The sequence below is a fragment of the Rhodococcus mengyinensis genome (genome assembly GCF_048381435.1).
In the GTDB taxonomy this organism is placed as follows: Bacteria; Actinomycetota; Actinomycetes; order Mycobacteriales; family Mycobacteriaceae; genus Rhodococcus_F; species Rhodococcus_F opacus_D.
In genome coordinates this window covers 40,932-58,049 of sequence record NZ_JBLWIT010000131.1, presented here as the reverse complement: position 1 = coordinate 58,049, position 17,118 = coordinate 40,932, and the positions used below count along the sequence as shown (strand labels likewise).

Genomic DNA, 17,118 nt, shown 5'->3' with positions numbered 1-17,118 from the left:
AATTCCAGCCGTGCTCGTCGCCCCTGTGCACGCCACAGGTTTCCCGTCTTCTCGAACAAGCCCTTCGGGTGATACTCGAGGATCAGAACGATGCGCGTGAGATCGGGAGTCACCTCGTGGAACGTCACCGCCCCGTCGATGAAACCCTTGGCACCCTTCGAGCGCCACACGATCCGCTCATCCGGAACCTGCTCGATGATCGACGCTTCCCAGGTCCGGTGCGACAAGAAGATCTGAGCCTTCCACTCGAGCTTCTCGTCCGCCTCCTGCTCCACCCGCTCGACCTTCTTCATGAAGGAGGGAAAGTCGGCGAATTGGGTCCACTGGTTATACGCCAGTTGGACCGGGACACCGACATCGATCGTTTCGACGATATTGGTCAACTTGAGCTTCTTGCCCTTACCGCTACCGCCACCGCCACCACCAGTGACCGCGTCCTTCACATCCGACGCCGTCTCCTTCACCTTGTCCGTCAACCCGGAGAACAGTGACTTGCCATCGCCCTTTTCGTCCCCGTCCCCGTCACCGTCACCGTTGCCGTTGCCGTTGCCGGTGACCGCGGACAGCAGGCTTCCGCCGCCACCCTCGGCGTAGTCGGTGAGCCGTCCGGACGCACCCTGCACCTTGTCGGAGACCGACGAGAGCGCTTTTTCGGCCACCGTGCCGACCAGCTTCTGCATTGCTTCCTGGAGCACGCTGGACGATCCGTTGCCGTCACCCGGCGCAGTTTCTCGCAGTTTCTTCGCGGCGTTCGTCATCGTGCTCACCGTCCGCCGCGCCGGACGGGCGCAGAATTAGTCGTGGCTTTCGCCCGTGTCTTGCGGCCCCTGGTAGGGGCCTCTTCGTCATCCTCGTCGGACTTCGCGCTCCGCGATCTGCTGGTCGGCCGGGAGCTACCGTTGCTGGAAGTCCGTCGACGCGCGGCGGGCCGCTTGCGTGGGGCGGGTTCCTCGTCGGCAGCGTCTTCCTCGTCGGGCTCTTCGTACTCGTCTTCCTCATCGGCGTACTGTTCGTCCGGCTCTTCCTCGACTTCGGACTCGTCGTACTCCTCGTCCTCGGACCGGCCGCGTCGCTTGCGACCGAGTTTTCCGAGCCTGCTGAGCTTGCCTACGGAATTGCCGACACCACTCGCGGTGTCGTCCACGGTGTCGCCCACGTCGCCGACGACTTCTCCGCCGCTTGACAGGAGGCGGTTGTTGAGCGAATTGATGCGTTGGCTTGCGGCGGTGACCGCTGCGGCCTTCGCCGCGCTGACCAGCTCTTCGCGCACCGAGTCGCTGATCTTGGCGAACTCGGGGGAGCTCGCGAGCATCTTCGTACCGCGTTCCAGTAAATCGCGTGGCCCGCCGGGGAAGCGTCCGGTCGCACCCGCGGCCGCGAGCATCAGTGCCATCTTCATTCGGTGTGTACGGCCCAGCATGTATCCTGCGCCGACGGCCAATGCCACCTGACCTTTGGTTTTCATCGTCGAACCCCTTTACCGAGTAGTCGCCGGCGCACCGCTCGCCCACTTCGGCAATGTGTGGCAGAACCGTCTCGGCAATGTCTCGCAAAACCCTGCGCGGTATGGGGCGCCGCTTGTCGACTACCCCAGCTGCGGGACACTCAACCACCACCAGAAAATCCGGTTCGGGCAGCTTTCCGCGGCCACGCATCCACGTGGACTGTCTCGAGATTGCGGATTGGCACCGAAAATCGAATGTGCCTCAGCAGCAACCCTGTTCACGGAGAAGGTTAGGGAAATTCACTCGGCGGCGGCGCGCACCGCCGCCACCAGCGCCGCGACAACGAGCACCAGCAGGAGGACCACGAGCAGTACCGGCGCGAGCAGGGCCCCGAGGACCAGGACGAGAACCAGGGCGACCTTGGCCTTGCCGCTCAACCCGGACACGAGCGCTTTGATCGCGGCCCACACAGGATTCTTGCCGGTCAGGGCGGCCCGAATGCCTGCAATTACGGCGTTGATCCCCGCGTCGCTCTGTGCGATCGTATCGACGAGCGTGTCCATCCATTCCCTGAACTTCTGCCGAATATTCTGCGTCACCGTGTCGCCGCGTTCTCGAATCGCGTCCATGAGCCGGTGAACGTGGTCTTTAAGCCATGCGATGACCGCCTCGACCGACCGCGACAACAGTCCGCGTTCGGTCTCCTGCGAGATCGGGTCAGGCCTGCGCTTACGGGTCGGCGTGGTGGACCGAGGGCGCGCCGTTACGTGGGACCCGGTGTCTCGGGGACGCTTCCGGGCCGTCGGCTTCGTGGCGTCGGGGCGGTCCGTTCGGGGTGCCGGTTTCCTTCCCCCGGGGGCGCTGTGGCGTGACGTGGAGGGTGATTTTTCGGCTGCCGGTCGCCTGGGGGGCAACGGTCGTCTTCGTGGCAGCCGCCCCGAGGCTGCGCCGGCGGGCGGCGTCGACTTCTTCGAAGTCTGATGTGATCGGCTTGTCGCCGCCGTGGCGGTGGCCATCGGCTTGTCGTTGTCCGTGGTCTTGCTGTGAGAGGAAGTGCCTCCACGGTCAGGCCTGGCCGGTGTGCTCCGGCCGCTTGTCCTCACTCGTGCGCCCATACACCGCAATTACCCTCGCGACCATTCTTGAAACGGGAGCGGATTTAGTGGGCGCTGCAGGTGCGGCGGATCTCCGGCGCCGCGTTCGTCTGTGCGGGTTGTTGCGGGTGATGATGAGCGGTGTCGGAGGAGGTGAACCGGTGATCGGCTGTCAGTGCGGTGCCCGCATTCTGTCTCCTCGGGGCCCATCGTGAAGGTGGAGAAGTATGTTTTCTCCGCGGGAGATTGTTCCGGTGAAGTCGAAGGAGCGGGCGGGCAGCGGGGTTAGGATGCACAAGGAGATCTGCCCAGCTGGTACCGCTCATCGGCGCGGTATCGAACTCTGCCGCAGAGGCGGTGATGCCGACGATGAGAAATTTTCCGGTGGGGAACGTGGCGAGCCGGACGGTCGGAGGGCGCCGGTGCCGCACACTGAATACCACCCGCGCCGCTGCGCTCGCGGTGGGCGTTGCCGTCGCGATTGCGGGCTGCTCGACCACTTCCGATCCGACGACCTCGCAGACGTCGAACGGTGGAGTGCCCGCCTCGACGACCGCCGCCGCACCAACGGTGTCGGCGCTGAAACCCATCGACCCGGCCGCATTCCAGGACGCTGTGAACGCGGCGGCCGAGGAGCTGCTCGTACCCGGCGCGGTGGTGCAGCTCCGCACCCCCCATGGGAACGTCGACGCCGTGGTCGGTACGACCGAACTGGGCGCGCAGACGCCGCCCGACGAACACACCCATTTCCGGATCGCGTCGAACACCAAGACCATGACTGCGGCGCTGACCGTGCTCCTCGCCCAGGACGGGAAGCTCGAGTTCAGCGACCCGGTGTCCACCTACGTTTCGGATGTGCCCAACGGCGAGAACATCACCGTCGCAGAGCTGTTGACGATGCGCAGTGGGCTGTACAACTACACGAACTCGCCCGAGTTCGCGGCCACTCTGGATACTTACCCGGCGAAGGCCTGGACGCCGCAAGAGGTCTTGGATATCGCGTTCCGGCACCCGCCGGAATTCCCGCCGGGCACCTCCTACGAGTACAGCAATACGAATTACGCGTTGCTGGGTCTGATCGCCGAGAAGGCCGGCGCGCGCCCATTGGCCGCGCAATTCCGGGATCGATTGTTCGGTCCCCTCGGGTTGCAGCAAACCTCGCTTCCCGCCGCCGACGATGCCGCGACCATCCCGGATCGCTATTCGCACGGCTACATGTACGGCGAATCGTCCTACGCGATGGTCGACGAGGAGTATCCCGCCGACATGCAGGCCGCCGCACGCGCGGGAACGCTCCAACCCCTCGATTACACCAACCAGAATTCCTCCTACGCCACCGCTGCCGGTGGCGCCATCTCCACGGCAGACGACCTGGCCACGTGGATCCGGGCCCTGGTGTCGGGCAATGTCCTGAATCCCGAGTACCAGCAGCAGTGGCTCCACAGCCTGCAACCCGAGGATCCGAGCGCACCCGACGGGCAGCAATACGGGTACGGCATCAGCTATCAGCGTTTCGGGCCGAACGCGTCGATGTATTACCACGGCGGTGAGCTGCCGGGTTTCAACTCGTTCATCGGCTACGACCCGGACAACGACGTCACGCTGGTGATCTGGACGAATCTGACCCTGACACCCGAGGGCAAGACCACGGCGAACGCTATGCTCCCCACCGTTCTCGACGAGGTCTACGCCGGGATGTCGCTGGCGCCCACACCGGCTCCGACCACCACCAGGTGATGCGGCGCGCTGTGCCACGGTCCGATGCTCGAGATCGACCGCGGGGGCCCGTCTACCGCGGGCAGGTCTCGTCGGTCGCCGGTGCGGCCGCCGGCGGTCGGGCAGAATCGTCCCTTGTGACCGACATGTCCGCACGAACACCCGGCGCGGCAGACGCCGAGGATGCCGACCTGGCCAGGGCGCGCGACGGAGACGATGCCGCGTTCACCCGCCTCGTCGGACCGTTGCGCCGCGAACTGCACGCGCATTGTTACCGCATGCTCGGATCCAGTCACGACGCCGACGACGCTCTGCAGGACGCTTTGTTGCGGGCGTGGCGCGGTTTTGCTCGGTTCGAAGGTCGGAGCACGCTGCGCTCCTGGCTGTATACCGTCGCGACGCGCACATGCCTGGACGCTGTCGAATCGCGCGGTAGGCGGGCGCTACCCGTCGACCTGGGTCCGTCCAGTGATCGTGCTGTCATCGGTGACGTCCCGCTCACGGACGTGGCGTGGCTGGGGCCCTACGCCGACGCGGGTCTGACCGCCGGTTCGGCGGGGCCGGCCGCACGCTACGAGCAACGCGAGGCTGTCGAATTGGCATTCGTTGCGGCACTGCAACATCTGCCGGGCAATCAGCGGGCGGCCCTGCTGCTCTTCGAAGTCTTGGGCTTCTCCGCCGCCGAGATCGCCGACACCATGGACACGTCGAGGGCGTCGGTCAACAGCGCGCTGCAGCGGGCACGGGCGATCGTCGCCGAGAAGATTCCGCCGGTGACGCAGGCGCAAACTTTGCGAGAGATCGACGACACGCGTCTGCGTGCCATCGTCGCCGGGTACTCCACCGCATTGGAACGCGGTGACGCCGACGCCCTGGTTGCCCTGCTGACGGAGGATGTCACCTGGTCGATGCCGCCGATGGCGCACTGGTACCGTGGTCTCGACGCGGTCACCGATTTCGCGGTCCGGGTCCCGCTCACGGGGTGCGGCTCGTGGCGTCACCTCCCGGTCGGTGCGAACGGTCAGCCCGCCGTCGCCTTCTACCTGTGGGACGAAGCCGCCGGCACCCACCTGCGCTGGTCGATCACCGTGCTGACCCTGCGCGGCACCAAGATCGCGGACCTGACCTCGTTCCTCGGGCCGGAGCATTTCGACCCCTTCGGTTTGCCCGAATCGCTGCCCTGATTGGGGGCCGGATGCCATCGTGCGCCGGTCGTCGGCACCCGTGCGGGCGGGCGATCGCCGAGGTAGTCTTCCGATGCCGCGGTTTCGCCACCGATGATGCAGCCGCAGGTTACAGTCGGAACCGGTTTTTCCTTCTTCAGCAGGGTGGGATCGCGATGAACTTGATCAAGAAATCGGCAGCGTCGGTCCTCGTCGCAGCGACGGTGACACTCGGGGCGGGTACGGCCCACGCCGACCCGGTCCTACCGAACACGGGAACGCCTGCACTGGCGATCCCCGGCAGGCACGAGGTCGACAAGCAGAAGGCGCTCGAGAACATGCTCAACGAGCTCGGCGTCGGCTGGGCCAACGGGGGAGCGGCCGGGACGGCGATCGGCGCGCTCATGGGTCTCGGCGTCGGATGTATCTCGATGTTCCCTGGCAGTCTCGCCGGTTGCATCATCGGCACACCGATCGGGGCGATCACCGGCGCGATCGTCGGTATCGGACAGGGCAACCCCCGGGCGCAGCAGGCCATCCAGGAATACATCAACACACCGTGAGTCGTTGTCCGTCAACTCTGTTCGCGGAGTTGACGGATCACGGGCGCGAACAGCTCCAGATACGGTTCGTGGACGGTGATGTACGAGAAACCGTAGCGCTCCCGATGGCGTCGGAGTTGCTCGGCCATCTCCTCCACGGTTCCCACGAGGACATACGGGGTGTCGAGGACGTCGTCGACCGTCATCGTCCCACCGAGCCGGTCCGCGATCTCGTTGGCCGCGGCCCGGCGGTCGTCCGTCTCGACGACCATCTGGACAAGTAGATGCCACTCGATGTCTTCGGCTCTCGCTCCGGCGTGTGCCCGTACGAAGCGAATTCGTTCGGCGGTCTCGTCCGCGGTGGCGAGGCGGAAGGTGCCCGGCGGCCGGCCCGGGATCTGAAATGCCCCGGCGACGCCGACGATGTCTGCGTGGGCCGCCGCGATCCGCAGCACCCGGTCGCCGGTGCCGCCGATGATCAGCGGCGGGCCCGAGCCGCCGAATCCGCGCCGCTGCAACGGTCGTGGCAGGGCGCGGCCCTCGGGTAGTTCGTCGAGATCCCCGGTGAAGAAGGTGCGTAGGTCATCGACCATCTCGGACAACTGTGCGACCCGTCCGCCGAGGGCTTTCCATTCGATACCCGCAGCGTCGAACTCCCACTTCATGTGTCCGGCACCGAGTCCGATGTCGAGCCTTCCGTCGGTGAGGACGTCCGTCGTCGCGATCTCGCGGGCGAGTAGGGCGGCATTCCAGAACGGTGCGTTGAGCACCAGCGTTCCGACACGTAAGCAGGTGGCGTCGGCGACGGCCACCATCAGCGGAAAGGGGGCCGGGGCGCCGAGATGGTCCGCGGCGAACACCGTGTCGTAGCCGGCGCTCTCGCCGAGTCGACATCGGTCGAGAAGGGCGTCGCGGGATTCGAAGCCGAAGATGTTGAACGAGAATCGGAAATCACGCATGGACTTCACGATGCACCCGAAGTGGCTCGGCCGGTGACCGAATGCGGTGAGTGAATCCCGGGACCGCACGACGATGAATATGATGCTCGCCACAATTGGGTCAGTTTTCCCACGTGACTGTGTCCCATACACGCGGTAGCGCAGAGATTAGGGCAGGCATGCCTTATCTTCTGCGATGTGACAACTAAGAGCATTTCACGCCTTCACGGCCCCAGCGTCGACTACGCCATCGCGGCTTTTCGTGTGGTTATCGGCTTCCTGTTCTTCTGCCACGGCACGTCGACCTTGTTCGCGTGGCCGACTGCACCTCATGGAGGGCACACCGCAGCGGTAGGCGTCTGGCCGAGTTGGTGGGGCGCAGTCATCCAACTCGTCTGTGGCGCCGCGTTGTTCCTCGGCCTGGGGACGCGCTTCGCCGCGTTCATTGCCTCGGGTTCGATGGCGTACGCCTACTTCTGGAGTCATCAGCCGGACGGCGTCCTCCCCATCCAGAACAACGGTGAGCTCTCGGCCATCTTCTGCTGGGCCCTGTTCCTGATGATCTTCCTCGGCGCCGGCGCTCTCTCGCTCGATCGCCTCCTTGCTCGCGGTGGGCGCACGGCGCAGTCGGACGACGGCGACGACGGCACCGCCGGCGAACAAGGACCGACCACCGAATTGCGTGAGGTGAATGCCTGAACTGCTTCTCGTGGGCCGGGGCGGTGACCGTCATCCCCGGAGGTGGGGTAGGCATCGGCCGCGTGCTGGAGGCGGTCGAGGGCGGCACCGAGCACTGAAGTCGCCCCGTCGCTGGGCGTCGCGGAGCTGTTCGAGTGCCGCCTTCAGCTCGACAGCCGCGGTCGCATCCGCCGTCGGCGGGTCCGGTGTGGTGATGCCTCCGGCATCGGGTGGGGGCGCTTGTGGTGACGCGGCCGGATCCGGCGCACCCGGATTGCGCTGGACAGGCGAACAGTGCCCAGCGTCACGACGACTGCTGGGCACTGCTCTCGTGCTCGGTATCGACCGAGGTGAGAATGGGTGGGGCTACCGAGTTCGGTACGTCGACGAGAAGGGTGGCCGCGCCAGCCGGAGCAATTCCAGGGCCAGCAGCGAGCCGCGGGGGCCCAGCTCGTCCTGATAGCGGCGGATCACGTCCGTTTCGCCGCCGAGCGCGACCATCGGCGCTCCGGACTCGACCCGGGTTCGGGCCGCGAGCTGCGCGAGAGCGAGACGGCGATTGACCGCGTCCAGGATCTCCGCGTCGAGGCGAGCGATCTCGGCGTGAACGCGATTCAGATCTGTGGCGGCAGGTAATGCGCCCGCAGTGTTTTCGGTGACCGCCCCGAAATCCGTGTCCGTCATCGTTGCTCCTCGACTGGGTGATCGTGTACCACCATCGTCGGACCCGAGTGGCCGTGACGACAGACACCCTGGGGTGCAGATCGTCGACCCCTTGCCTTCCGCGAGGCATTTGCGGACTATCGCAGTGCGATGAACCGCTGCAGTTTTCCGCTCGTGAGATGACGCTGCAGATGGTCGACCACTTCGATCCGGACCTGCGGATCGGCCACACCTTGCCGGCGCAATGCCGCCGTGACAGCCGACGTCAGGGCGGCGACGTCGGGTTCGCCGACCGCGAAGATCTCCGCTCCGTCGACGGTCTGTCGGACCTGGTATTCGGAAATACGCGGATCTGCACCGAGGACGTAGCGAAAAGTGCTTGCGGGCACGATCGTGGTTCCGTACCGGAAATCGTCGTCGCGCCGCCCACCGATGTCGGCGACGCGCGCGAACGCGCTTCCGCACGCGCACCTACCGGGCAGCAATGTGACTCGGTCTCCGAGGTCGTACCGGATGAAGGGAAACGTGCGGTTGGCCAGACCCGTCGCGAGGGTTCGCGCCGCAGGCGCATCGGCTGCGACCGGAGCACCACTGTCATCGACACGCTCGAGCACAACCTCGTCCTCGCACACGTGCAGGCCCTCGCCGTATCCGCAACCCACGGCTTGAACGCCGATCTCGGTCGACCCCCAGAGGTTGTGGATCGGCACCGACCAGGCGTCGCGGATGGCTTGCCGGTCCTCCTCCAGCAGGGGTTCGGAGTTTGTGCTCACGCGCACAGGACTGATCTCCAGATCACCCGCCACCGCGGCTCGGGCAAGTCGCCCGATGACCGTCGCGTAGCCCACCAGATGCGTGGGCCGGGCAGCGGCCACCGCGGTGACGATCTCGTCGAACGGTGCGCCCGCCGGGATCACGACGGTCTCCATGCCCGGTGCGGTCGGCACGTCGAACAGGGGGGTGCTCGCATGCGGGGGGACACCGGCCGCCAGCACCGCCAGCCGCGCGGGAGACCGCACCGACGACGCCCGCCGTTCCTCGCGCGCCTGTACCCGCCAGGCGAGGCACGCCGCCGAAACGTAGAACTGCCAATCCCAGACGTAGACGCCCCGGACACCACTGGACCCACCCGAGCTGAAGATCTGCTCGTCGCCCGATGTGTACGAAAACCATTGCTGCTCGGCCAGAATCCGTTCGGCACGTTCGCGATCGAGGTCGCGCACCGTGACGATCGCATCCCACTCGTCCTGAGCGTCCCGCTTCGTCATCATCGGCAGCGTTGCCAGGTCGGTGAGCGAGGCCGAGGACGGATCGAGGTCACGAAGTCTCCGGGCGTGAAATGGTGACCGCTCGCGTGCGTGCGCGAGGAGGGCCCGCAGCCGGTCGGTTCGGTAGCGCTCGATCTGATCTCTCGACCAGTCCAGGCGTCCCAGGTGATCCTCGAGGGCGGCCTGAACCGCACTCACCTGGCCGGCGCGCACACGCGCGTACGCCGCGTGCTCCGCGTCGTCCGAAGCACCTCCGGGAACCGATCGGGACATGACGCCCTCCGCATCACAATGGTCCGGCGCAGCACGTTCGTACGTACCCCTCCGAGTTTTGCACAGCGCCGCACCGGCCGTCATGCACGTGCGCGAACCCAGCTCGGTCGCGTCCATCGGCGCCCGCGGCCCGGGGCAGGTCTCGTCGTATGGAGCGAGCGTCCTTCAGAGTTCAGCGGACGGTGCGCGTTCGGCGGTGCGAACCTTTCGCAGGAGCCGCTTCAGTGTTCGGGAGTCCCTCCACCCGAACGATGTGCGGTCTGTGGCGCGGCGGTGGATCATGTCGAAGATTCGTGCGGGGACGACCACCTGGTGTCTCGCCGCACTTGCCACGACCTCGATGACCGCGCGGTGGGGCCGGGCGTCCTCGAGCGCGAAGCCCGCATCGTCCAGCGCCGCGGGAGGCAGTGCCGGCCGCAATGCCGAGATCACCTCGTATGCAAAGGCGTTGAAATCTTCCCTGCCGAAGGCGTTCGTGAGGGTGACCGTGGCGACGGAACCGAGCAGTTCGCTCTCGCGGGCCAATCGGGGGAGTTGCCGTTCCCAGCCGGGCGTCGAGGTGATGCCCGCTCCTGCGACCACGCCGACCGCGCCGAGGGCTCGAACGTGGTCGATCCACCCGTGCGGGGGCTCGACCACGCCCTCGAAGAGGACGTCCGTGTCGTCCTCGATCAACAGGGTGCGCCCGTCGATCGAACGCAACGACAGCACCGCCGAGGTCACGCCGTCGACGCCGTCGAAGACGGGGCTGGGATCCCGCCATCCGCGCCCCGCCAACCTTCGCAGCAGGGGTTGTCGCATGCCGGGTTCGACGCTGTAGTCGAGCGCCACCATCGGTGTGACCCGGTGGCCCGCTGCGTGGTAGATGGCGATCGCGTCGACTCCTAGTTCCCCCATGGATCGTTACGATGCCACATAAAAAGTCCGACTGGAAGGTTTTGTTCTCCGTTTTCGCGTCCACGCGCGTCCTGCGAGACAGTCAATTCGAGTTTCGAAGTTCGAATTTGAGGACCTTCCCGGTCGGGGTGCGGGGGAGTTCGAGGGGAAAGACGATCTCATCGGGCACCTTGAACTTCGCGATACGCCCACGGGTGTGCTCGACGAGTTCCTCAGCCGTGACCGTGGCCCCCTTCCTCACAACGACGAATGCCTTGGGTCGCTCGCCCCACTTGGGATGTGGGACACCGATGACCGCGACGTCGAGTACGGCGGGATGCGTTATCAATGCCTGCTCCACCTCGATGGTCGAGATGTTCTCGCCGCCGGAGATGACGATGTCCTTCGCGCGGTCCTTGAGCTGGATGTAGCCGTCCGGGTGCAAGACGCCGAGATCGCCCGTGTGGAACCATCCGCCCGCGAAGGCTTCCGCCGTGGCCTCCGGGTTGCGGTAGTAGCCGAGCATGACGTTGTTGCCGCGCAGCACGATCTCGCCCATGGTCTCGCCGTCGGCGGGGACGTCGTTCATCTGCGCGTCGACGACGCGGGCGTTCTCTGCCTGCACCATGCCCACGCCCTGCCGGGACAGCAGGGACGCGCGTTCCTCGGCGGTGCGCTCGCTCCACGACTCCTGGTACTCGCAAATCGTGTACGGCCCGTAGACCTCGGTCAGCCCGTACACATGGACGACCGTGACGCCGATCGCCTCCAACTGGGCGATCACCGTCGGTGACGGCGGCGCCGCGGCGGTGGTGATCCGCAGGGCGTCGACCGGATGTGCCTGGGGCGCTTCGGCAATTGTGGAGCACACGGCGGGAGCGCCGCACAGGTGAGTGACCCCGAGGGTGTCGATGGCGTCCCAGATCGCGTCGGCACGCACCGCGCGCAGGCAGATGTGCGTGCCGGCGGCCTGCGTGACCGCCCACGGGGTGCACCAGCCGTTGCAGTGGAACATCGGCAGCGTCCACAGGTATTTGGTGGACCCGGTGAAGCCGTTGTGGAACGTTTCGCCGAGGGAATTGAGATAGGCGCCGCGGTGCGTGTACATCACGCCCTTCGGTTTCCCGGTGGTTCCGGACGTGTAATTGATCGCGATCACCTGCTGTTCGTCATCGACACCCCAGTGCAGCGGGATGTCGTCCACGGCGTGTGCGGCCGCGAGGAAGTCGGCGTACATCCCGGTCGCGATCCCCTCCGGGACTACCGGCCGCGCGATCGTTGAGTCGGGAATCTCGATTACCTCGCGCAGGCTCGGGACGGCGTCGCGGGCGGTCGCGACGGATCCCACGAGTTCGGAGTCAACGAACAGCAGGCTCGTCCCGGAGTGCTCGAGGATGTACTCCAGTTCACGGCCCGCCAGCCGCCAGTTCAGCGCGATGAAGATGCCACCTGCGAGGGGCACCGCGAAGTGGGCGAACAGCATCTCGGGGGTGTTCGGGCACAGGAACGCAACGCGGTCGCCGGGCTCGATCCGGCTCCGCAGGACCCGGGCGAGTCTCTCGACCTCGTCGCCGAACTCGCGATAGCTGTAGCGGCGGTCGCCGTGAATGACGGCGACCCGATCCGGGAACACCGTCGCCGAGCGCTCCAGGAAGCGCAGCGGACTGAGCGGTGTGTGGTTCGCGGGCGAGAGGGTCGGTCCGGACACTGGAACCTCCGAGATGTGGTGAAGGTGCTCTGACGGGCGATACCCGCCCAAGATGACGTTATGGAACATCACTCCGGTGCCGCTACCCTCCGAGGTGGGTACGCCGAATATGAGAGTGCCGGTGAACGACACGTCGAGACCCCGCGATTCGCCGACCGGCTGTCGCCGAGCGTCGAGCCCGCCAAGTCGTACATGCGCAATCCCGTGGGCAAGTAGGAGGTGCGCAGAAGGTAGGAAGCTGTCGTGGACGTCCTGCTACAGGGTGTGCTTCCCTGATCTGTCGCCGTCTCGGTTGGTGATTCCGAGATGCCTTGCATGCGAGGGCTGTTCATCTCGTCGGGATGGGCCGTCCGGACAGGGTGCTGCCACGACTACGGGCCGCGGCGGGTGCGCCGCGCGGACGCCGTGTCGAAATCGAGACCACGCCGCAGAGCGGGAACGGGTGAGCCGCTGGGGCATTCGGCTACCCGTCAGACGTATTACGGACTTGTCACGACATGACGTCGAAACGGTAACGAAACCTCAGAACAGCACAATTTTCACTCGCGTTTCTCAATAGTCGAACATCCGTACCTTGTTCATGCGGTGTGAATTTCGGGAGGAGGCCACGTTCGGGGGCCCGCCGCTGCAGATCTGCCGACGCGGGTTCGTAATCCCGACACCTTCGAGGCGCGGGACGAGGCACCGAAAGGGACGGCCGACAACCGAGGCGTTGTCGCCGGCACGCCGCGTCCGCACGCGCGGAGAGGATTGAGCCAGCATGACCACTCGCAACATGGAGAAACACACCCTCGGCTGGATCGCCCTGATCGGCGCGGTCGTCACCGTTCTGCTCGGGCTGGGCGCCGGAACCGCCGGAGGCGCCCCGCACGACTGGGAAGAAGTCGCCGAGTGCGAAAGCGGCGGCGACTGGACCACCGACACCGGAAACGGGTTCTACGGCGGACTGCAGTTCACACCGGAAACCTGGAAAGCCAACGGTGGAACGGGAGTGGCCTCGGAAGCCAGCCAGGCCGAGCAGATCCGGGTCGCCGAGAACGTCCTGAAGACCCAGGGCCCCGGCGCATGGCCCGTGTGCGGACAGTATCTGAAAAAGGGCGGCACAGCGCCCGTCGAGGTACCCCACACCACGCCTGCACCTGCACCTGCACCTGCCATTGAAATTCCTGAGCCTGTCGAAACTCCTGACCTCGCCGAGACGCCGGATGTTGTCGAGACGCCGGATGTTGTCGGGACCCCGGATGTTGTCGAAGCGCCTGCGACCGTCGACGATTCCGCCGCGGTGAAGGCGGCGGTGAAGGCGGCGGCCCAGGAAGCGCTGAACAGCGCGCGTGAACTTGCCGAGCAGAGCGGGGCGGGTCAGGTGTTCGAGGAGCGGGCGTCGGCTCCCCGGTAACGTCCGACGGTTCTTGTGCGAACTAATCACACAGAACTGTCGTGTCGTCGCCTACGAAGGAGATCTCGTGCAGAAGAAGTCCGCTCGGCGTTCCGCAGCATTGGTCGGGATACTGTCCGCACCCCTCGTCCTCGGAGCCACCGTCGGTGCCGGAACCGCGAGTGCGGAACCCTGGCACGTCGGCCCCGTCTACCGGGCCGAGACGTCCGGTGAAGGCGCGGAGTACTTCTGCGGGAAGGCCGCGGCTCTCGAACAGACGTCGGGAGTCGTGATCGTGCCGTGCACGTTCGATGAACCGACCAACGTCTGGTACCGCGTCGTCTTCAACCCGGCCTCCTGGGGCTTCGACTTCTGAGGCGGACTGCCGGGATGTGAGGCGCACCTGACGAAGCGGTGACCGGACACCGTCTGCGCACTCCGCTTCGTCGAGTGCGTCGCCTACCGGCCGCGCGCAGACTTCTCGGTATGGCCGAGGGAAGAACAGAATGAGTGTCGAGACAGCCCAGCGCAGTGAGGTCGGCGTCGCAATGGCGCGGAGTTGGCTTCTGGTTCCTGCAGTCGGGAGCGAGGTCCTCGCGGCGGCGGCTGCGTCCGGCGCCGACTCGCTGATCATCGACCTCGAGGACGGTTTGCCATTCGCTGCGAAAGACGAGGGGCGGGCCTGCACCGCCGAGTGGCTCGCACGGAATGCAGGTTGGGTGCGGATCAACGACGCGACCACCCCGCACTGGCAGCGCGACCTCGACGCGATCCGCGGTCTGCCCGGACTGCGCGGGCTGATGCTGTCGAAAACCGAATCGCCCGAACAGGTACGGGACACCGATGAAGAGATTCCCGGTGTTCCGGTGGTCGCCCTCGTCGAGTCCGCGGCCGCGATCGTGGCAGCCGAGGACATCGCTCGCACCGCTCCCGTCTCTCGACTCGCGTTCGGCATCGGCGACTACTGCCGCGACACCGGTGCCGGGCGAACCCCGATGGCGTTGGCGTACGCCCGATCCCGGCTCGTCAATGCGAGCAGGGCGGCCCGGATCGGAGCCCCGATCGACGGACCGACACTGTCGCTCGACGCCGAGGCCGTACGGGACGACACGCGTTTGGGCCGTGAGATGGGGATGACCGGAAAACTGACCCTCGCTACTGAGCAGGTGCCGGTGATCAACACCGCGTTGGCACCCGACTTGAACGATATCTCCTGGGCCGAAACGACGATCGCGCGTCTGGGTGCGGACGGCAGTCGTGTTACCCACGGCGGGCATCCGCCGCAACTCGCCCGCGCCCACGACATTCTGCGTCGCGCAGCTCACTTCGCGTCGCGGACGTAGGGCGGTCCGGCGTCCTCGCGCTCGGCTTGCCGGGTCGCGCGGTACGCGGTGAACACGCCGGCCGCCGCGATGACGCCGAGGCCGAGGAAGAGCAGTCGTGCGGAGGCCAGGGCCGAGGGCGCACCGAGATTGACCAGCACACCGGCGACCGCTGACCCCACGGCCATAGCGATCAACTCGACCGTGTTGAGCCCGGCCGCGGCCTTCGCTCCCTCCTGCTCGTCGTCGGTGCTCCGCATGGCGGCGACCATCAGGTGCGGGAAGGCGAGGCCGATTCCGGCACCTGCGGCGGCCAGGGCGCCCGCCCACAGAATCACCGTGACCGGTCCGGCGTCGTCACGCCAGAGGGCCGCCGTGAGGAGCAGGCCGGCGGCGAGGACCGCGGGTCCGGCGATCTTCGCCGCCGTCTGCGCCCGCGGGCGGGAGATGTCGGAGCTGAAGATCATGGTCGCCGACCATCCCACCGACATCATGGCGCCGAGGAATCCCGCGGCGAACGGCACCAGTCCGGCGAGCCGTTGACCGAACAGCGGTGTGAAGGCCTCCGACACGGTGCCGGACGCGAGCACCGCGATGGTGAGGTAGATCCACTTCAGGGACGACGCCTGGGTGTACGTCGACTGCGGCAACACCCGGCGCGGTGACCGCAGCTCCCAGGCCAGGAAGAGAACGATGAATGCGGCCCCGACCGCGATCAGGGCCAGCATGTGGGTCCGGTTGCCGACGATGCTCGCCACGCTGATTGCGATCGTCGCGAGGGTGAGCAGGACGAGTGACGTGGCAGGCACGGGTTCTCCGCCACGCACACGCTCGGTGCGCGGCAACGCCCGGGGCGCGATCACGGCGATGGCGGCGGCGACCACTGCCAGGGCGACGAACGCGAGACGCCACTGGCCGAGTTGCGCGAACAGCCCACCGATCGCCGGTCCGGCCAGAGTTCCGACGCCCCACATCGCCGAGACCAGCGCGGTTGCACGGGCCCACAGATGCTCCGGTAGCGCCTCGCGCAGTACCGCGTAACTCAGCCCCGCGAGCAGGCCCCCACCGAGCCCCTGGACCGCTCGTCCGACGAGGAGCACCTCCATCGAAGGGCTCACGGCGCAGATCATCGTGCCGACGAAGAACGGAGCCAGCGCGAACAGGTACGCACCGAGCGCCCCGCGATGTGCGAGCAGCCGGCTGACGGTCATCGACGAGATCACGGACGCCACCATGAAGACGGTCGCGCTCCACGCGTACAGCGATTCGCGCCCGAGTTCGCCGATGGCGGTGGGCAGCAGGCTCGTCGTCAAAAAGATGTTGACGGCGTGCAGTCCGACGCCGCCGGCGAGGACGGCGGAGGTGGAGCGGTAACGGGGTCCGAGCAGCTCGGACCAGCTGGCCGGTGACGGGGCGGTCGTTGTCATGCACACCACGCTAAAATCTCGAGTGGACTCGAGGTCAAGGGGCGGATGTGATGTCATTGGATCCGAAGGATCTGCTGTCGGTGGGGGAGGTGTCGCGTCGGACCGGTGTGGCCGTCTCGGCGCTCCATTACTACGAGCAGCTCGGACTGATCGCGTCGACGCGGACATCCGGGAATCAACGCCGGTACGAACGGCACATGCTCCGACGGATCTCGCTGATCGTGGTGGCCAAACGGCTCGGGATTCCATTGGCCGACGTGGGAGCGGTGTTCGAGACGCTCCCGGCCGACCGGATGCCGTCGATCCGCGACTGGCAGCGCGTGTCGAAGCTGTGGCGGGTGCAGCTCGGGGATCAGCGCAAGCGTATCGAGCGTCTCGAACGCGAGCTCACCGGATGCATCGGGTGTGGTTGCCTGTCGATGAAGGCGTGCTATCTGCTCAATCCCGAAGACCAACTCGCCGTGGAAGGTTCGGGTCCGAACCGGCTCTGAAGAACGGATTCCGGCAGTCGGTAGGTCGCGATCGATCTCCGTGAGGGTGGGGTGATTCCACTCCCAGGGGTGCCGCGAAGCCCCCCGAGGGGTGGTTCAGTTCGGGCGCTGGAGTGGGCAGAGTTGTACCTGTCAACGA

19 protein-coding genes are annotated in these 17,118 nt (G+C 66.4%); 10 read left to right on the top strand and 9 right to left on the bottom strand.

The annotated features are described in order from the left end of the window. The 3 genes from ACNJ7E_RS30915 to ACNJ7E_RS30905 form a co-directional block, all read right to left on the bottom strand. Positions 1 to 758, bottom strand: a 758-nt coding sequence (locus ACNJ7E_RS30915; RefSeq protein WP_418341731.1) for an SRPBCC family protein, incomplete at its 3' end; no start/stop codon positions are given. Positions 759 to 763: 5 nt separating this feature from the next. Then, a complete protein-coding gene (locus ACNJ7E_RS30910; RefSeq protein ID WP_280784480.1) occupies positions 764 to 1,465 on the bottom strand; it encodes a hypothetical protein in 702 nt (233 codons plus the stop codon). A 279-nt stretch (positions 1,466 to 1,744) separates the two neighbouring features. Then, a complete protein-coding gene (locus ACNJ7E_RS30905; protein ID WP_280784479.1) occupies positions 1,745 to 2,074 on the bottom strand; it encodes a hypothetical protein in 330 nt (109 codons plus the stop codon). Between the two features lie 31 nt (positions 2,075 to 2,105). Between ACNJ7E_RS30905 and ACNJ7E_RS30900 the strand changes: the two genes are divergently transcribed. The 4 genes from ACNJ7E_RS30900 (at position 2,106) to ACNJ7E_RS30885 (ending at position 5,981) form a co-directional block, all read left to right on the top strand. Next, positions 2,106 to 2,426, top strand: coding sequence for a hypothetical protein (locus tag ACNJ7E_RS30900; RefSeq protein WP_418341730.1), 321 nt, complete (start codon positions 2,106 to 2,108; stop codon positions 2,424 to 2,426). 650 nt (positions 2,427 to 3,076) lie between these two features. After that, the gene (locus tag ACNJ7E_RS30895) at positions 3,077 to 4,276 is read left to right on the top strand and encodes a serine hydrolase domain-containing protein (RefSeq protein WP_418341732.1); all 1,200 of its coding nucleotides are present in this window, start codon (positions 3,077 to 3,079) and stop codon (positions 4,274 to 4,276) included. A 116-nt stretch (positions 4,277 to 4,392) separates the two neighbouring features. Continuing rightward, positions 4,393 to 5,439 carry a sigma-70 family RNA polymerase sigma factor gene (locus tag ACNJ7E_RS30890; RefSeq protein ID WP_418341729.1) on the top strand — a complete coding sequence of 349 codons (1,047 nt, stop codon included), beginning with the start codon at positions 4,393 to 4,395 and terminating at the stop codon, positions 5,437 to 5,439. Positions 5,440 to 5,594: 155 nt separating this feature from the next. Further along, complete coding sequence (locus ACNJ7E_RS30885) at positions 5,595 to 5,981, top strand: hypothetical protein (RefSeq protein ID WP_105421643.1); 387 nt, start codon at positions 5,595 to 5,597, stop codon at positions 5,979 to 5,981. Between the two features lie 11 nt (positions 5,982 to 5,992). Here ACNJ7E_RS30885 and ACNJ7E_RS30880 read toward each other — a convergent pair whose 3' ends face one another. Continuing rightward, entirely contained in the window at positions 5,993 to 6,919 is a 927-nt protein-coding gene (locus tag ACNJ7E_RS30880) for an LLM class F420-dependent oxidoreductase (protein WP_418341728.1), read from the bottom strand. 177 nt (positions 6,920 to 7,096) lie between these two features. On the opposite strand from ACNJ7E_RS30880, the gene ACNJ7E_RS30875 reads away from it, so the two are divergent. Then, positions 7,097 to 7,597 carry a DoxX family protein gene (locus ACNJ7E_RS30875; protein WP_418341727.1) on the top strand — a complete coding sequence of 167 codons (501 nt, stop codon included), beginning with the start codon at positions 7,097 to 7,099 and terminating at the stop codon, positions 7,595 to 7,597. Between the two features lie 345 nt (positions 7,598 to 7,942). Here the strand turns inward: ACNJ7E_RS30875 and ACNJ7E_RS30870 are convergent, their stop codons facing one another. From ACNJ7E_RS30870 to ACNJ7E_RS30855, 4 genes are all read right to left on the bottom strand, one after another. Further along, positions 7,943 to 8,260: a chorismate mutase gene (locus tag ACNJ7E_RS30870; RefSeq protein WP_280784476.1), complete on the bottom strand. Its 318-nt coding sequence runs from the start codon at positions 8,258 to 8,260 to the stop codon at positions 7,943 to 7,945. 116 nt (positions 8,261 to 8,376) lie between these two features. Further along, entirely contained in the window at positions 8,377 to 9,780 is a 1,404-nt protein-coding gene (locus ACNJ7E_RS30865; RefSeq protein ID WP_418341726.1) for a phenylacetate--CoA ligase family protein, read from the bottom strand. Positions 9,781 to 9,945: 165 nt separating this feature from the next. Beyond that, positions 9,946 to 10,677, bottom strand: coding sequence for a hypothetical protein (locus ACNJ7E_RS30860; RefSeq protein ID WP_418341725.1), 732 nt, complete (start codon positions 10,675 to 10,677; stop codon positions 9,946 to 9,948). Between the two features lie 82 nt (positions 10,678 to 10,759). Beyond that, positions 10,760 to 12,364 carry an AMP-binding protein gene (locus ACNJ7E_RS30855; protein WP_280784473.1) on the bottom strand — a complete coding sequence of 535 codons (1,605 nt, stop codon included), beginning with the start codon at positions 12,362 to 12,364 and terminating at the stop codon, positions 10,760 to 10,762. A 60-nt stretch (positions 12,365 to 12,424) separates the two neighbouring features. Between ACNJ7E_RS30855 and ACNJ7E_RS30850 the strand changes: the two genes are divergently transcribed. The 4 genes from ACNJ7E_RS30850 (at position 12,425) to ACNJ7E_RS30835 (ending at position 15,082) form a co-directional block, all read left to right on the top strand. Continuing rightward, entirely contained in the window at positions 12,425 to 12,580 is a 156-nt protein-coding gene (locus ACNJ7E_RS30850; RefSeq protein WP_418341724.1) for a hypothetical protein, read from the top strand. A gap of 544 nt (positions 12,581 to 13,124) precedes the next feature. Then, positions 13,125 to 13,760, top strand: coding sequence for a transglycosylase family protein (locus ACNJ7E_RS30845; protein WP_418341723.1), 636 nt, complete (start codon positions 13,125 to 13,127; stop codon positions 13,758 to 13,760). Between the two features lie 67 nt (positions 13,761 to 13,827). After that, positions 13,828 to 14,115: a hypothetical protein gene (locus tag ACNJ7E_RS30840; RefSeq protein WP_280784471.1), complete on the top strand. Its 288-nt coding sequence runs from the start codon at positions 13,828 to 13,830 to the stop codon at positions 14,113 to 14,115. 130 nt (positions 14,116 to 14,245) lie between these two features. Beyond that, a complete protein-coding gene (locus ACNJ7E_RS30835) occupies positions 14,246 to 15,082 on the top strand; it encodes an HpcH/HpaI aldolase/citrate lyase family protein (protein WP_418341722.1) in 837 nt (278 codons plus the stop codon). Here ACNJ7E_RS30835 and ACNJ7E_RS30830 read toward each other — a convergent pair. Then, positions 15,061 to 16,488: an MFS transporter gene (locus ACNJ7E_RS30830; protein ID WP_418341721.1), complete on the bottom strand. Its 1,428-nt coding sequence runs from the start codon at positions 16,486 to 16,488 to the stop codon at positions 15,061 to 15,063. The genes ACNJ7E_RS30835 and ACNJ7E_RS30830 overlap by 22 nt on opposite strands. Positions 16,489 to 16,538: 50 nt before the next feature. Between ACNJ7E_RS30830 and soxR the strand changes: the two genes are divergently transcribed. After that, entirely contained in the window at positions 16,539 to 16,979 is a 441-nt protein-coding gene (soxR, locus tag ACNJ7E_RS30825) for a redox-sensitive transcriptional activator SoxR (RefSeq protein WP_418341720.1), read from the top strand. Positions 16,980 to 17,118 lie beyond the last annotated feature (139 nt).

Bases quoted from the DNA above. Each gene is read 5' to 3' on its own strand.
- ACNJ7E_RS30850 (WP_418341724.1), top strand. From the start codon at position 12,425: ATGGAACATCACTCCGGTGCCGCTACCCTCCGAGGTGGGTACGCCGAA.
- ACNJ7E_RS30870 (WP_280784476.1), bottom strand. From the start codon at position 8,260: ATGACGGACACGGATTTCGGGGCGGTCACCGAAAACACTGCGGGCGCA.
- ACNJ7E_RS30845 (WP_418341723.1), top strand. From the start codon at position 13,125: ATGACCACTCGCAACATGGAGAAACACACCCTCGGCTGGATCGCCCTG.
- ACNJ7E_RS30830 (WP_418341721.1), bottom strand. From the start codon at position 16,488: ATGACAACGACCGCCCCGTCACCGGCCAGCTGGTCCGAGCTGCTCGGA.
- ACNJ7E_RS30880 (WP_418341728.1), bottom strand. From the start codon at position 6,919: ATGCGTGATTTCCGATTCTCGTTCAACATCTTCGGCTTCGAATCCCGC.
- ACNJ7E_RS30860 (WP_418341725.1), bottom strand. From the start codon at position 10,677: ATGGGGGAACTAGGAGTCGACGCGATCGCCATCTACCACGCAGCGGGC.
- ACNJ7E_RS30885 (WP_105421643.1), top strand. From the start codon at position 5,595: ATGAACTTGATCAAGAAATCGGCAGCGTCGGTCCTCGTCGCAGCGACG.
- soxR (WP_418341720.1), top strand. From the start codon at position 16,539: ATGTCATTGGATCCGAAGGATCTGCTGTCGGTGGGGGAGGTGTCGCGT.
- ACNJ7E_RS30865 (WP_418341726.1), bottom strand. From the start codon at position 9,780: ATGTCCCGATCGGTTCCCGGAGGTGCTTCGGACGACGCGGAGCACGCG.
- ACNJ7E_RS30905 (WP_280784479.1), bottom strand. From the start codon at position 2,074: ATGGACGCGATTCGAGAACGCGGCGACACGGTGACGCAGAATATTCGG.
- ACNJ7E_RS30835 (WP_418341722.1), top strand. From the start codon at position 14,246: ATGAGTGTCGAGACAGCCCAGCGCAGTGAGGTCGGCGTCGCAATGGCG.
- ACNJ7E_RS30910 (WP_280784480.1), bottom strand. From the start codon at position 1,465: ATGAAAACCAAAGGTCAGGTGGCATTGGCCGTCGGCGCAGGATACATG.
- ACNJ7E_RS30900 (WP_418341730.1), top strand. From the start codon at position 2,106: ATGACCGCCTCGACCGACCGCGACAACAGTCCGCGTTCGGTCTCCTGC.